Origin of the sequence: Spirillospora sp. NPDC048911 (assembly GCF_043198015.1) — a bacterium.
GTDB lineage: Bacteria > Actinomycetota > Actinomycetes > Streptosporangiales > Streptosporangiaceae > Spirillospora.
In genome coordinates this window covers 645,121-658,953 of sequence record NZ_JBICUD010000001.1, presented here as the reverse complement: position 1 = coordinate 658,953, position 13,833 = coordinate 645,121, and the positions used below count along the sequence as shown (strand labels likewise).

Sequence of the window (13,833 nt, the reverse complement as noted above, 5' to 3'; positions counted from 1 at the left end):
CATGGCCGGGTGGACGATCTCTCCCTGCTGCGCGCGCGTTCCGCTGAGCCGCTGTCGGGCCGGTCGCATGGCCTGACGCGGGAAGAGGTCGCGGCCCGGCAGCGAAGCCGGCTGCTGGTGGCGATGGTCGAAGTGGCGGCGGAGAAGGGGTACGTCGCGACGTCGGTGGCTGATGTGCTCAGGCGTTCCCGGGTGTCGCGGCTGACGTTCTACGAGAACTTCGCCAACAAGGAAGCGTGCTTCATCGCCGCGTACGAGTTGGTCACCGACCTCCTGGTGGAGCAGGTCGAGGCGGCGCTGCGGCTCGGAGGCACCCCGCTGGAACGCCTCGACCGGGTGGTCGCCGCGTACCTCGCGGCGCTGGCGGCGGAGCCCGAGGTAGCGAGGGTCTTCCTGGTCGAGGTGTACGCGGCGGGCGTCGAGGTGCTCGGCCGCCGGCTGACCGTCCAGGCCACGCTGACCGAGTGGGTGGCCGAGGCGTTCGGCGCCACCACGCCCGAGCAGCGGCTGGCGTGCGAAACGGTCGTGGGCGCGCTGGTCTCGCTGGTCACGACGCGCGTTCTGACCGGCGACCAGGCGGGGCTGGTCGCGCTCCGGGAGCCGTTCGTCGCCCTGGTCGCGCGGCTGATGGGGTTCGGCGACGACCTGTAGACATGGGTGTCTATGGCTATAGACACGGATGTCTACAGCTGTTTAGGTTGTGCCCCGTGACGAGTTTGTCCGGTAAGAAATGCCTGGTCACCGGCGCGGGCAGCGGGTTGGGGCGGAGCATGGCCCGGCTGGCGGCGGCGCGCGGCGCCGACCTCGTGCTCACCGACATCGATGCCGGCGGCCTCGCGGAGACGGCGTCCGCTCTCCGCGACCGCGGCGCCACGGTCCTGCTCGCCGAGCCCGCCGACGTCGTCGATCAGGCCGCCGTGTCGCGCCTGGCCGAACGGGTGCACGCCGAGGTCGGGAGCCTGGACCTGGTCATGAACGTCGCCGGGGTGTCGGCCTGGGGCACGGTCGACCGGCTCGAACACCGGCACTGGCGGCGCATGGTGGACGTGAACCTCATGGGGCCCGTCCACGTCATCGAGGCGTTCGTGCCGTCCATGATCGAGGCGGGGCGCGGCGGTCACCTGGTCAACGTGTCCTCGGCGGCGGGCCTGTTCGGCCTGCCGTGGCACGCCGCGTACAGCGCGAGCAAGTTCGGCCTGCGCGGGGTGTCGGAGGTGCTCCGCTTCGACCTGCGCCGCCATCGGATCGTGGTGAGCCTGGTGTGCCCCGGCGGCATGGACACACCGCTGGTACGCAGTGTGGAGATCGTGGGCGTCGACAGGGACGCGCCTCGGACGCGGCGTGTCATCGAGCTTTTCCGCCGCCGCGCCATCTCGCCGGACAAGGCCGCGCAGGCGATCATTCGTGGGATCGAACGCGACAAGTATCTGATCTTCACTTCGAAAGACGTCCGGCTGCTGCATCTGGCCCAGCGCTACGTTCCCGTGGTGTACACCTTGATCATGCGGGGACTGAACGTGGCGATGACCCGCTACCTCGACCCGCCGAAAAAGGACGCCCGTGCCTGAACCCCACGTCCCGCCGAACGGACCCAGCGCCTCGCCGAGCGGGCCGGATACCCCACCCGGCGGGTCGGATCTTTCGCCTAGCGGGTTGGGTGCGTCGCTCGGCGAGTTGGGTGCCTCGCCCGGCGGGTTGGGTGAGTTGCCCAGTGCTCGTCTTGGCGGGTCGCGTGGTTCGTCTGGGGCGGCCCGTATTTCGCCTGGCGGACTGCGTGAGGTTGGGTTTGCCAACTGGACGGCTGCCCAGATCGCCGGGCTCGTTGGCGGGACGACTCCCCCGAACCTCTTCCTGACGCTCGGCAGGCATCGCAGGCTCTTCCGCGCCTGGGGCCGGTTCGGGGGCCGGTTGATGCCGCGAGGCATCCTCCCGCGCCGCGAGACCGAGCTGGTGATCCTGCGGGTCGCGCATCTCCGGGACTGCGCGTACGAGTACGAGCACCACGTCCGGCTCGGCCGCCGTGCGGGCGTGGACTCCGGCGATGTCGCGCGGATCGCCGAGGGCCCCGCCGCCTTCGGCTGGACGGCGCGCGAGCGGGCCGTCCTCACCGCCGTCGATCACATGCACGCGCACGGAGATCTCGACGATCCGGCGTGGGCGGGGCTCCGGCGGCACCTGTCCCCTCGCGAGTGCATCGAGCTGTGCATGCTCGCCGCGCACTACGAGATGCTCGCGACCGTGATCACGTCGCTGCGGATCCAGCCCGATCCGCCACGCCGGCGAGAAAGCCGGTGATCAGCTTGGCCCAGGCGTCCGGGCGTTCGGCGAACGGGAGATGACCCGTTTCGAGCTCGGCGAGGCGGGCGCCGCTGATCTGGGCGGCGACCTCGCGGTGCAGCGCCGGGGGGACGAGCCGGTCTTCGGTCGTTGAGATCACCAGGGTGGGGACGCTGATCCGGGCCAGGTCGGCGCGGACGTCGACCCGGGGGAGGATCTCGGTGTGCTCGGGAGTGCCGGGCGGCAGGGAGCCGGCGGTGGCGTTGACGACGTTCGCGAGGTCGGCCGCGGGGATCGAGGCCAGCGCGTCCGGGCCGGTGGCCTGAAGGAGAAGGAACTCGGCCAGCAGCGAATGATCGCCGGAGGCGTAGAGCCTGGACCAGATCGAGGTCAGGAGGCGGAAGTAGGTGTCCGGGTAGGCGAACGGGGCGGTCAGGACGAGGGCGGTCACGCGTTCCGGATGGCGGGTCGCGGCGCGGACGGCGACGGCCGCGCCCAGGGAGTAGCCGGAGATCGCAAAGGTCTCCAGGCCCTCGGCGACGGCGGCGCCCACGACCTCGTCCGCCAGGTCGTCGAGGTCGAATGGGCCGGTGCTGGGCGGCGTGGCCCCCGTCCCGGGGTAGTCGACGCCCACGACCGTGTGGCCGGCGGCGAGCGCGTCCATGATCGGGCCGTAGTTGGCGGCGATGCCGCCGCCCGCGCCGTGGGCGAGGGCCAGGCCGGGACCGGTGCCGTGGACGGTTCGGGCGAAGGACATGACAGCTCCCTAGATCTATAGCGTTCGCTACAGATTAGCGCGATTCTGTAGTGGTTGCTACATATCTAGGGCCTCACAGCTGGATATGACCCGTCAGCCACGCTTCGATGAAGTGCTCCAGGGAGGGCGCGATGCGGCGGCGGCTGTCGGTCCGGTGGTCCCAGACGAAGATGTCCGGCCTGCCTTCGGGTATGAGCGCGTAGGCGAACAGGTTGCCGTCGCCAGGAGCATCGGAGAAGAACAGCAGCTGGTCGAACGCCATGTAGAGCCGCTTCAGCGCGGGATAGGTGCGCATCTCCAGATTGCCCTGGAGAAGCTGTTCGGCGGAGAAGATCAGGTTGTAGCCGTTCGCGTCGACCACGCCGTCCGTCTCGCCGAGCAGTTTGATCAGGTCGTCGGGAAGCAGGTGCCCCAGAGTCTCCTCGGCCCGGTACAGCGCCTCCTCCGTGACCGGAGGGGCGAACCGGGCCTGGGAGGTGTGTTCTTCGATCAGCTCACGCCACATTGCCAAATCATGACGATTGCCATCGGTCAGGAGCAACCTTCGAACTCGGGAACGGATTCGGTGAGCTGGAGCCCGGCCGCGCCGAACCACTTGCGCAGCAGGTGGGAGGCCGTACCGTCCTGGTACATCTGCGTGATCGCCTTGTTGACGCGCTCGCAGCTCTCGATGTCGCCCTTGCGCAGGCCGACGCCATACCGTTCCTCGGTGAACGGGGAGTTGGTGATCCGCACCCGGTCGCGCGCACGGGCGGCGAACCCTGCCAGGACCAGATCACCCGTGGACACCGCGTCGACCTCACCGGCGAGCAGCTTCTTGAAGCACTCGCTGTAGGACGGCGACGGTACGGGTTTGGTCGCGATGCCCAGGCCACGGGTGACCCGCTGGGACGAGACCGAGCCGCTCGCCTGGCACATGCGGCGCCCCGCGAGGTCCCGGGCTGAGCGGATCCCCTGCTCGCCCTTGCGGACCATGATGTCCTGGTGGGCGACGTAGTACGGGCCGCCGAACGTGACCTTCGTCGCACGTTCGGCCGTGATGGAGTACGAGGCCAGCACGAGATCGACCGTGCCCGCGTCGAGCAGCCGCTCCCGGTCTTCCGAGGTCACGGTCTTGAACGTGACGCGCGTCGCCCCGAGGCGCTTGGCGACGTACGTGCCGACGTCGACCTCGAAGCCCTTGTGGCCGCCCCTTTCCAGGAGGCCGAGGCCGGGCTGGTCGGCCTTGACGCCGACCACGATGGTGTTCTTCTGCGAGGCCGTGGCGGCCGCGGTACAGCCCGCTAGCGCGAGGGTGAGGATCACCGCTCCGGTTGTGCGGGCGAGCCCAGAATGCACACCGTCCACGCTGCCGGGCGCGGACGACCCCCTAGCGGCCGTCAGATGAACGCCGGGTGACGGGAAGGGCTCGAAGGGCCGTGGCTGGGGCCTATGGAACGGTCCCTGCCGCAGGGAACGGTCCTGGGCGGGACGAGGGGGGGGTGGGCGGCTGGACGGGCGCCGGGCGGATTGGACGGTGGGGCCGCGGCCGATCAGGCGGGGATGCGGGAGGTGCTCGGCCGGACGCGGGCCTGATCTTGACCGCTTGACCCCCGCCCGCGACCAGCGACAGGTTCAACCGGGTGGACGATCTCGGTTGGACGGCGCTGGACGGCGCCGGGCGGGTTGGGCGGTGGGGTGGCTGGGCGGCGGCGAGCGGGTTGGGTGATTGGACAGCGGCGGGCCAGGTCGGGGTGTCTGAACGTCGCTGCGGGGGCATGGGAACAATCTCGGAGGGGGAGCGGTTACATCTCATGGCCGGTGTGCCTGGGTGTCCCCGGGCCCTACCTATTGCCTCTGCGGAATACCGTTCGGCTGGAGCCGCATTGTGCCTTTCGCCGAGAGGCGACCCCACACATCGGCCAAGACGTGGGACCCCGCCGGACGTACGTCCGGCGGGGTCTTCGTCATTCGGGCCGATGGGAGACTTCGGGCATGAGTCTCGCGGCGCATCTGGAAGAGCTCGGCCTGCCGTTGGTCGAGGAACAGTTGAAGCATCCGACAGTGGTGGGCATCGCCAGCGGAGACCTGGACGAGGCGGTGTTCCGCTCCTGGCTGGAGCAGGATTACCTTTTCCTCCTCGACTACGTACGGGTGTTCGCGCGGCTGGCCTGGCAGGCGCCCGCGTCCCATCTCGGGGACCTCGTCGACCTCGCGCACGCCACGTTTCACGAGGAACTGTCGCTGCACCGCTCGCTGGCCGCCGAGTTCGACGCCGACCTGGAGGGGGCCAGCAAGGGCCCGGCGTGCGCCGCGTACACCCGCTTCCTCCTGGACAGCGCCGTCTCGTACGGCGAAGGCCTCGCGGCGCTCTATCCCTGCATGTGGGGCTACTCGACGCTCGGCGCCCGCCTCGCCGCTCATCCCCCGGCCGAGCCGCGCTACAGGCGCTGGGTCGACACCTACGCCGACCCTGGCTTCGCCGAGCTGACCAGGCGCTGTGCCCAGATGATCGACGAGGCCGGGCCCGACCGGGAACGCGCCGAGAAGCTCTTCCTGGAGGGCATGCGGCATGAGATCGACTTCTGGAACGTCCGGCTTTAGACGCGCGACGCGGTGAGGGCGGGGTAGTCGACGTAACCCTCGGCGCCACCGCCGTAGACGGGTCCCCTATCCGGCGCGCTCAGGGCCGCGCCGGCGGCGATGCGGGCGGGCAGATCGGGATTGGCGATGAAGTGCCGCCCGAACGAGAAGAGATCGGCGAGCCCGGCGCCGAGGACGTTCTCGCCCGCGTCCACCGAGGTGGCCTCCGGGCCGTTGAAGTTTCCGATCAGGGTGCCCGACCAGCGGGGACGCAGATCGGCGAGGGCCCCGTACGCGCCGCGTTCGATCACGTGCAGGTAGGCGAGCCCCAGCGGATCGAGCGCGTCAACGAGCGTCCGGTAGGTGTCCTGCGCGTTCTCCTCCGCGATCTCGTTCTCCGGGTTGTCGGGCGAGATCCGCAGCCCCGTGCGCGCCGCCCCGACCTCGGCCGCGACGGCCTCCACGACCTCGATCGCGAAGCGCAGCCGCGCGTTGCGGGAGCCGCCGTAGCGGTCGGCGCGCAGGTTGGTGTTCTCGGCGAGGAACTGCTGGATCAGGTAGCCGTTCGCGCCATGGATCTCGACGCCGTCGAAGCCCGCCGCGATGGCGTTGCGCGCTTCCGCCGCGAAGTCCGCGACCGTGGCCTCGGCCTCGGCGGTCGTCAGCGGGCGCGGGGTGACGTGATCCACCAGGCCGTCGGCCGTGAAGATCTGCTCCCCTTCGATCCGGACGGCGGAAGGGGCAACGGGCGGTTGCCCGTCCGGCAGGACGAGCGGATGCGACATTCTCCCCACATGCCACAGCTGGGCATAGATCCGCCCGCCGGCGGCATGGACGGCCTCGGTCACCTCGCGCCAGCCCGCCACCTGCGCGTCCGTCACCAGGCCGGGAATCCCCGGGCCGCCCTTGCCCAGCGCGTTCGGATAGATCCCCTCGCTAACGATCAACCCGGCGCCGGCGCGCTGGGCGTAGTAGTCCTTGGTCAGCGGGCTCGGCACGCCGGTCAGATCGTCGGCCCTCCCCCTGGTCATGGGCGCCATAGCAATGCGATGAGGAAGCTCAAGCGCCCCGAGTCGATAAGGCCGCAACAACTCAGAACCGCGCGGTGACGCGAAGGCGCGCGCGGACTCGCGGCGTGCCTCGGAGGTGCGCGACGGCGCGGAGACGGGCGGTACTTCAGAGGCGCGTGGTGATTCGCGCGGTACCTCAGACGTGAGCGATGGCTCGGAGCTGTGCGGTGGGATGGAGGCGCGTGGGGTGGAGGGGTGGGGTGAGGGGGAGGTGGGCATGGGGCTTCCTCTGGGGATGAGTGATTTCAATGGGTGGGGTTAATTAGCGGGCTAGGGCGGTGACCTCGACTTCGATCTGCCAGTCGGGCTGGGCTAGCGAGGAGATCTCGAGCAGGGTGTCGGCCGGGTAGGGCTCGCTGAGGAACTCCTCGCGGAGCTGGATCACCTTGTCGAGGTTGGACGCCATGTCGGTGACGAAGATGCCGACCTTGACGACGTCGCTGAAACCGGCGCCTGCCTCGGCCAGAACGCGCTTGATGTTGGCGAAGGCCTGCCGTCCTTGCGCGAGGAAGTCGTCGGAGACGGTCTTGCCCTGCTCGTCGATGCCCGCCTGGCCCGAGACGTGGATGAGGCCGCCCGCCTTGATCGCCTGCGAGATGCGGTAGGGCGCGTACCAGTCGGGCATGGTGGCGATCTTCTCGATGGTCACGTCTCTCCTTGATCGAAATTTCCATGCATGTACATGGATTGCATGCACATGCAGATATTGGCTCTGCATGTACTCTGTTGTCAACAGGTGAAGGCGAGGGCGGTCATGGACGCGCAGGTCTGGGACCAGGTCGTGACGTTGCACGGCCGGGTCGAGAACGAGCTGGCGAAGGCGCTCCAGCGCCACCACGGCATCGGGCTCTCGGAGTTCCGGGCGCTGTGCCGCCTCTCCCGCGCCGACGACGGCGAGCTGCGCATGCAGGAACTGGCCGACCTCATCGGCCTCAACCAGAGCTCGGTCAGCCGCCTCGTCGCCCGGCTGGAGGCCGCCGGGTTCACCCGCCGCGACCTCTGCGCGAACGACCGTCGCGGCGTCTACACGGTCATCACCGACCAGGGGCGCACCGCTGTGGACGACGCGTCGCCCACCTACCACGAGACGCTCAGCCGGTCACTGGACGACGCGTCCACCGACCCGCGCGTGTCCGCACTCGTCGCCACCCTGCGGACCGAGGCCCCGGTCGCCTAGCAGGCGCCCGCGCATCGAGGGAGAGCCTCCTCGACGACGTCGTGCCCGTACAGGATCTGTCGGGCATCGCTTCGTCTATACGTTGGCGGTACGGCTCCGCCCTGTGGCGCGGTCGCGACCTGGCCGGGGGAGCCGGAGACGCGTGGGCTGCGCGGCTGGGTTCAGTTGTGGACTGGCCGGATGTGGGCGGCCATATGTGGCACGCAGGTGTCCAGTTCCGATGGTGGGCGTTACGTTCCAAGGCACGGAAGTTTCGGGGGGTTTACGTCGATCGTCCTAACAAAGGAGTTGGCGTGCGTATTCGCCGTCGGAGGCGGGCCGCAGGCGCCGTACTGGTCGCCGCGTCCGTGATCCTGTCCCTGTCCGTATCCGCGCCGGCCGAGGCCGGTTCCCTCGACGATGTGTTCGCCAAGGTGCTGGTGAAGAAGGTCAAGGGGGAGAACGTCAAGAAGCACCTGGACGCCCTCCAGGGGATCGCGAACGCGAACGGGGGCACCCGGGCCGCGGGGACTCCGGGCTACACCGCCTCGCGTGACTATGTCGCCGGCAAGCTGCGCAGAGCGGGCTACAAGGTGACGCTCAACCCGATCAACTTCGTGGAGAGCTGGAGCGAGAACAGCCCGGCCATCCTGGCGCAGCAGTCGCCGACGCCGAAGACCTACACGCCGGGCACGGACTTCGTCACCTTCGAGCCGTCGCCGGCCGGTGACGTCACGGCGCAGGTGCAGGGCGTGGACCTCGTGCTGCCGCCGACGCCGACGCCGACGTCCACCAGCGGCTGCGAGGCCTCGGACTTCACCGGGTTCGTCGCGGGCCGGATCGCGCTGATCCAGCGCGGCACCTGCCCGTTCGCGACCAAGATCCTCAACGCGGGACGGGCCGGCGCGTCCGGCATCATCATCTTCAACGAGGGCCAGCCCGGCCGGACGGACCCGTTCCCGCTCAACATCGGTGAGTGGCGCGCCGGGATCCCCATGGTGTTCTCCAGCTTCGCCGTCGGCAACGAGCTCGCGGCCAACCCGGGCACGACCGTCCGCCTGAAGGTGGACTCCAACCTGGTCCTGGGCACCAACCACAACGTCATCGCCGAGTCGCGGCACGGCCGGGCGAACAACGTGGTCATGATCGGCGCCCACCTCGACAGCGTCCACGAGGGTCCCGGCATCAACGACAACGGGTCGGGCACCGCGGCGATCCTCGAGACCGCGCTGCAGATGCGGAACTTCCCGGTCAAGAACAAGATGCGCTTCGCGTTCTGGGCCGCCGAGGAGATCGGTCTGCTCGGCTCCGACCAGTACGTGGCGAACCTGTCCAAGGCGGAGCAGGACAAGATCCGGCTCTACCTGAACTTCGACATGATCGCGTCGCCGAACTACGCCTACAAGCTGTACGACGGCGACGACTCCGACGCCACGGGCTCGCCCGCGGGCCCGCCGGGATCGGCGCAGATCGAGAAGCGGCTGGAGAAGTTCTTCGACTCCCGCGGCCTCGGCCACGTCGGCACCGACTTCGACGGACGCTCCGACTACGGGCCGTTCATCGCGGTCGGCATCCCGTCCGGTGGGATCTTCACCGGCGCGGAGGGCATCAAGACGCCCGCCGAGGCGGCCCTCTTCGGCGGCACCGCGGGCGTCGCGTACGACGTCTGCTACCACCAGGCCTGCGACACGATCGCCAACATCAACATGACGGCGCTGGACGTCGACTCCGACGCCATCGCCGATTCCGCGGCCAGGTACGCCTTCAACACCAGCGACATCCCCATCAACCCGCTCGCGCCCACCGCGCGGGTGGCTCCGAAGGGGATCCAGGGCTCCGGCGCCCGATGAGCTGATCCGCCAAAGGCCGTCCGGGATCTCGCTGAGGCCCGGGCGGCCTTTGCCGCGTTCAGCCGGACGTGGCCCGCGGTCGCCTTCAGCCGGTCAGAGCTGTGAGCCGCGATCACTAGTCAGTGATGGTCGGCGACGATGGTGAACGCGGCCGTGCGGACCACGTCCCCGTGCTTGAAGTCCAGGAAGGCGCGATACGTGCCCGGCCCGGGGACGTGCGCGTGGAACGTGATGGCGGGGCCGGGCTCGGTCACCCCGTCGCCGGGCTCGCCGTTCGGGTGGACGTGTACGTAGGCGAGATCCCCGGCCCGCAGGATCACGAGGTGGCCGTACGCGGCGAGATAGGGCTGCAGGTCGGTGACCGGCTTCCCGTCCTTGTGGACGGTCAGGGTGAGCTGGCGGCCTTCTCCGGGTGCGAGCCCGCCCTCTATCTCGACCTCGTAGCCGTCGACGGCGTAGGTCTGGGACGGCTCGGGTGTCGGCTCGGGCTCGTACGGCCCGGCCACGGCGAGATCGGCGCCGAGCGTGATCGTCCGGCCGAGGTCGCGCGGGGCGATGTCGGTGAAGACCCGGTAGGCGCCCGCCTCGGGCAGGTTCAGCCGGACCGACCAGGTGCCGTCGCCGGCGCGTTCGGGGTGGACGTGCCAGAAGCCGGTGAGCTCGCGCCGAGCGACGATCAGGTGGAGCTCGCGGTCGTGGATCGGGGTGAACGCGGTGACCGGATGCCCGTCCGGCCCGAGGATCCGGAACCGGAAGTCGACCTCGCCCCGCTGGATGATCGTGTCCAGCAGATCCAGCGTGTGGCCGTCCGCCGAGATCTGCAGGCCTCCGGGAGTGTCGCCCGCGTGGTGACCGGTGGCGTGTGTCGTGGTGGCCATTTGGCTCTCCCCTTCCGGAGTGGTTTCGATGTCCTGAACATATACCCCCTATGGGTATAAATCAAGCGAAAGGCCCGCCGAGATGAGGCCGTGCCTACCAGGCAGAAGTTACGTTCAGCAAAGATTGATATACACAGTGTTAGGTAAGGTTCCTGGTGTGGCAGGACGTCGATACCGGCGGGTATCGGTCGACCGCAGGATGAGGATGCTGTGGCCGGCCGTTCTGGCCGTGATCATCTTGCTGACGGCCCCTGCCTCGACGGGGGCGAGCGCCGGCCTGGCCACGCAGCCCGCGCCGTCCACCGCCACTGCCGTCACCGCTGAAAGGCTGGGCGAGCGCGACCGCGAGACGGGCACGGGGCAGTACGAGGCGGCCCGGCCCCGCTCGGCCGTCCGGCGCCTCACCCGCTGCAGCGACCTCGGTTCGAACCCCACCCACCACGCGGCGACCGATGAGGCCGCCCTGGGCAGGCCCGTGGGCCGGCCGCCGTCCCTGCCAGGACGGCCCGCCCGGCCTTCGAGCCGCACGCCAGGCGCCTGCCTGCTCATCGCACTGAACATCTTCCGCACGTAGATCGCATGGCGCGTGCCCTTCCGCGCCCTCCGAGATCCATTCGTCCGCAGCTGAGCAGGAGCGAATCTCGCATGCGAACTCGGGATGTTCACGTCATTACGGAGCGGTGGTACTTCTACTGCCTCGACTGTCTCCGGCCCTACGAGAAAATGTACGAGGCGCGCCACGCCGACGACGGTCACGGCGGCGACGCGGTCGCCTGGTTCCACGAGGGGATGGCGAGCCAGCCCCCGTGGACCGAGCCGACGTGCCGGCACTGCGGCGGCCTGCACGTCAAGGTGCTGCCCAAGGGCACCTTCGTGCCACAACAACGCTGACAAAGCCCCGGGCCGTGCCCTCCTGGGGAGGGCACGGCCCAGGGCCGGCCTGTGAGCGGGATCAGGCGGTGGGGACTGGCTGCTTGGTCGGGGTCTTGGTTCCGGTGGCCGGGGCCGGGGCGGTGTTCAGCGGCTTGAACCGGCGGAGGCGCAGGCTGTTGCTGACCACGAAGACCGAGGAGAAGGCCATCGCCCCGCCGGCGATCATCGGGTTGAGCAGGCCCGCCGCGGCGAGCGGGAGGGCGGCCACGTTGTAGGCGAAGGCCCAGAACAGGTTGCCCTTGATGGTGCCCAGCGTGCGGCGCGAGAGCCGGATGGCGTCGGCCGCGGCGCGCAGGTCGCCGCGGACCAGCGTCAGGTCGGAGGCCTCGATGGCCACGTCGGTTCCGGTGCCCATGGCCAGGCCCAGGTCGGCCTGGGCGAGCGCGGCGGCGTCGTTGACGCCGTCGCCGACCATCGCCACAGTGCGGCCCTCGGACTGGAGGCGCTTGATCACGTCCACCTTGTCCTGCGGCATGACCTCGGCGATGACCTCGTCGATGCCGACCGTCCCGGCCACCGTGCGGGCGACCGTCTCGTTGTCGCCGGTCAGGAGGACGGGCCGGAGCCCGAGCGCCGTCAGCTGTCCGATCGCCTCGGCGGAGGTCGGCTTGACCTGGTCCGCGACCGTGATCACGGCGCGGGCCGAGCCGTCCCAGCCGACCGCGACCGCGGTGTGGCCCAAGGCCTGCGCCTCGTCCATGGCCTTCATCAGGTCGGCGGTCAGGTGCTGCGACCATTCGGCCAGGAGTTGCGGACGGCCGACGAGGACGCCGTGACCGTCGACCATGCCCTGGACGCCCAGGCCCTCGATGTTGGCGAAGTCTTCAACCGTGCCGAGGGTGCCGGCCCGTTCGGTCGCGCCCTTGGCGATGGCCTGCGCGATCGGGTGCTCCGAGGCGTCCTCCAGCGCGCCGGCCAGCCGGAGCACCTCGCCCGCGTCCACGCCTTCGGCGGTGACGACGTCGACCAGGGCCATCTTGCCGGTGGTGACCGTGCCGGTCTTGTCGAGGACGACGGTGTCGATCGTCCGGGTGGACTCCAGGACCTCCGGGCCCTTGATCAGGATGCCCAGCTGGGCGCCGCGGCCCGTGCCGACCATGAGGGCGGTCGGGGTGGCCAGGCCCAGCGCGCACGGGCAGGCGATGATCAGAACGGCGACGGCGGCGGTGAAGGCCGCGGCGATCCCGCCGCCGGTGCCGAGCCAGAAGCCCAGGGTGGCCACGGCGAGCGCGATCACGATGGGGACGAAGATTCCGGAGATCGAGTCGGCCAGCCGCTGCACCTGGGCCTTGCCGGTCTGGGCCTCCTCGACCAGCTTGGCCATCTGGGCGAGCTGGGTGTCGGAGCCGATCCGGGTCGCCTTGACCAGCAGGCGGCCGCCGGCGTTGACGGTCGCGCCGACCACGGCGTCGCCCGGGCCGACCTCGACCGGGACGGACTCGCCGGTCAGCATCGACGCGTCCACCGCGGAGGAGCCTTCGGCCACCACGCCGTCGGTGGCGATCTTCTCGCCGGGACGGACCACGAACGTGTCGCCGACGCCGAGCCGGTCGACGGGGATGCGCTCCTCGCGCCCGTCCCGGACGACCGAGACCTCCTTGGCGCCGAGCTCCAGCAGGGCCTTGAGGGCGGCGCCGGCGTGGCGCTTGGAGCGGGCCTCGAAGTAGCGCCCGGCGGTGATGAACGCGATCACGCCGGCGGCGGCCTCGAGGTAGATGTTCATCGAGCCGTCGGAGCGGGTCATCGAGAACTCGAAGCCGTGCCGCATGCCGGGCTCGCCCGCCATGCCGAAGAACAGCGCCCACAGCGACCAGCCGAACGCTGCCAGCGTGCCGCCGGAGACCAGCGTGTCCATGGTCGCGGCGCCGTGCCGGAGGTTGGTCCAGGCGGCCTTGTGGAACGGCCATCCCGCGTAGACCACCACGGGGGAGGCCAGCGTCAGCGACAGCCACTGCCAGTTGTCGAACTGCAGAGCCGGGATCATCGCCATCGCGATGATCGGGATCGACAGCACGACGGAGGTGATCAGCCGCTGGCGGAGCGGCCGCAGCTCGTCCTCGCCCTCGACGGCCGGGCCGTCCGTGCTCTCCGCCTTCGGCGGCGCGGGCAGCTCGGCGGTGTAGCCCGCCTTCTCGACCGACGCGATCAGCTCGTCCGGGCTCACGCCCTCGGGAAACTCGACCTTGGCCTTCTCGGTGGCGTAGTTGACCGTCGCGGTCACGCCCTCGATCCTGTTGAGGCGCTTCTCGATGCGGGCCGCGCACGACGCGCAGGTCATGCCGCCGATCGCCAGCTCGATCTGCCCGGTTGCGGCTCCGGTAGTCATCGCTCCTCCTTCGTGATCGGTTTC

15 protein-coding genes are annotated in these 13,833 nt (G+C 69.9%); 8 read left to right on the top strand and 7 right to left on the bottom strand.

The window, feature by feature from the left end; genetic code table 11:
• The first annotated feature begins 9 nt into the window (after positions 1 to 9).
• Genes ACGFNU_RS03105 through ACGFNU_RS03095 form a run of 3 tightly spaced genes read left to right on the top strand, consistent with a single transcriptional unit; the run spans position 10 to position 2,295 of the window.
• Positions 10 to 651: a TetR/AcrR family transcriptional regulator gene (locus tag ACGFNU_RS03105; RefSeq protein WP_392589659.1), complete on the top strand. Its 642-nt coding sequence runs from the start codon at positions 10 to 12 to the stop codon at positions 649 to 651.
• Between the two features lie 56 nt (positions 652 to 707).
• Positions 708 to 1,568, top strand: a complete 861-nt coding sequence (locus ACGFNU_RS03100) for an SDR family oxidoreductase (RefSeq protein WP_392589657.1) — start codon at positions 708 to 710, stop codon at positions 1,566 to 1,568.
• Positions 1,561 to 2,295, top strand: coding sequence for a carboxymuconolactone decarboxylase family protein (locus ACGFNU_RS03095; protein ID WP_392589656.1), 735 nt, complete (start codon positions 1,561 to 1,563; stop codon positions 2,293 to 2,295). Before ACGFNU_RS03100 ends, ACGFNU_RS03095 begins: the two co-directional genes overlap by 8 nt.
• Here ACGFNU_RS03095 and ACGFNU_RS03090 read toward each other — a convergent pair.
• The 3 genes from ACGFNU_RS03090 to ACGFNU_RS03080 all read right to left on the bottom strand — a co-directional run bounded on the left by ACGFNU_RS03090 (position 2,243) and on the right by ACGFNU_RS03080 (position 4,372).
• Positions 2,243 to 3,034 carry an alpha/beta fold hydrolase gene (locus tag ACGFNU_RS03090; protein ID WP_392589654.1) on the bottom strand — a complete coding sequence of 264 codons (792 nt, stop codon included), beginning with the start codon at positions 3,032 to 3,034 and terminating at the stop codon, positions 2,243 to 2,245. The two genes, ACGFNU_RS03095 and ACGFNU_RS03090, sit on opposite strands and share 53 nt — an antisense overlap.
• A gap of 73 nt (positions 3,035 to 3,107) precedes the next feature.
• Complete coding sequence (locus ACGFNU_RS03085) at positions 3,108 to 3,539, bottom strand: SMI1/KNR4 family protein (protein WP_392589652.1); 432 nt, start codon at positions 3,537 to 3,539, stop codon at positions 3,108 to 3,110.
• A 26-nt stretch (positions 3,540 to 3,565) separates the two neighbouring features.
• Positions 3,566 to 4,372: a glutamate ABC transporter substrate-binding protein gene (locus ACGFNU_RS03080; RefSeq protein WP_392589650.1), complete on the bottom strand. Its 807-nt coding sequence runs from the start codon at positions 4,370 to 4,372 to the stop codon at positions 3,566 to 3,568.
• A 636-nt stretch (positions 4,373 to 5,008) separates the two neighbouring features.
• Between ACGFNU_RS03080 and ACGFNU_RS03075 the strand changes: the two genes are divergently transcribed.
• Entirely contained in the window at positions 5,009 to 5,617 is a 609-nt protein-coding gene (locus tag ACGFNU_RS03075) for a TenA family protein (RefSeq protein ID WP_392589648.1), read from the top strand.
• Here the strand turns inward: ACGFNU_RS03075 and ACGFNU_RS03070 are convergent.
• Together ACGFNU_RS03070 and ACGFNU_RS03065 are read right to left on the bottom strand one after the other, a co-directional pair.
• Complete coding sequence (locus tag ACGFNU_RS03070) at positions 5,614 to 6,684, bottom strand: alkene reductase (RefSeq protein WP_392589646.1); 1,071 nt, start codon at positions 6,682 to 6,684, stop codon at positions 5,614 to 5,616. The genes ACGFNU_RS03075 and ACGFNU_RS03070 overlap by 4 nt on opposite strands.
• Before the next feature lie 244 nt (positions 6,685 to 6,928).
• Entirely contained in the window at positions 6,929 to 7,315 is a 387-nt protein-coding gene (locus tag ACGFNU_RS03065) for a RidA family protein (protein WP_392589644.1), read from the bottom strand.
• A 105-nt stretch (positions 7,316 to 7,420) separates the two neighbouring features.
• Here ACGFNU_RS03065 and ACGFNU_RS03060 point away from each other — a divergent pair, with 105 nt between their 5' ends.
• Positions 7,421 to 7,843, top strand: a complete 423-nt coding sequence (locus ACGFNU_RS03060; protein WP_392589642.1) for a MarR family winged helix-turn-helix transcriptional regulator — start codon at positions 7,421 to 7,423, stop codon at positions 7,841 to 7,843.
• A 293-nt stretch (positions 7,844 to 8,136) separates the two neighbouring features.
• Positions 8,137 to 9,672 (top strand): M28 family metallopeptidase, encoded by a 1,536-nt coding sequence (locus tag ACGFNU_RS03055; protein WP_392589640.1) that lies wholly within the window; start codon positions 8,137 to 8,139, stop codon positions 9,670 to 9,672.
• 119 nt (positions 9,673 to 9,791) lie between these two features.
• On the opposite strand, the gene ACGFNU_RS03050 is transcribed toward ACGFNU_RS03055, so the two are convergent.
• Positions 9,792 to 10,550, bottom strand: a complete 759-nt coding sequence (locus tag ACGFNU_RS03050; protein ID WP_392589638.1) for a hypothetical protein — start codon at positions 10,548 to 10,550, stop codon at positions 9,792 to 9,794.
• A gap of 157 nt (positions 10,551 to 10,707) precedes the next feature.
• Here ACGFNU_RS03050 and ACGFNU_RS03045 point away from each other — a divergent pair, with 157 nt between their 5' ends.
• Both ACGFNU_RS03045 and ACGFNU_RS03040 read left to right on the top strand, forming a co-directional pair.
• On the top strand, positions 10,708 to 11,124 hold the full coding sequence (locus tag ACGFNU_RS03045; protein WP_392589636.1) for a hypothetical protein: 417 nt from the start codon (positions 10,708 to 10,710) through the stop codon (positions 11,122 to 11,124).
• A 71-nt stretch (positions 11,125 to 11,195) separates the two neighbouring features.
• Positions 11,196 to 11,441 carry a hypothetical protein gene (locus ACGFNU_RS03040; protein ID WP_392589635.1) on the top strand — a complete coding sequence of 82 codons (246 nt, stop codon included), beginning with the start codon at positions 11,196 to 11,198 and terminating at the stop codon, positions 11,439 to 11,441.
• A 61-nt stretch (positions 11,442 to 11,502) separates the two neighbouring features.
• Here ACGFNU_RS03040 and ACGFNU_RS03035 read toward each other — a convergent pair whose 3' ends face one another.
• Positions 11,503 to 13,809: a heavy metal translocating P-type ATPase gene (locus tag ACGFNU_RS03035; protein WP_392589634.1), complete on the bottom strand. Its 2,307-nt coding sequence runs from the start codon at positions 13,807 to 13,809 to the stop codon at positions 11,503 to 11,505.
• Positions 13,810 to 13,833 lie beyond the last annotated feature (24 nt).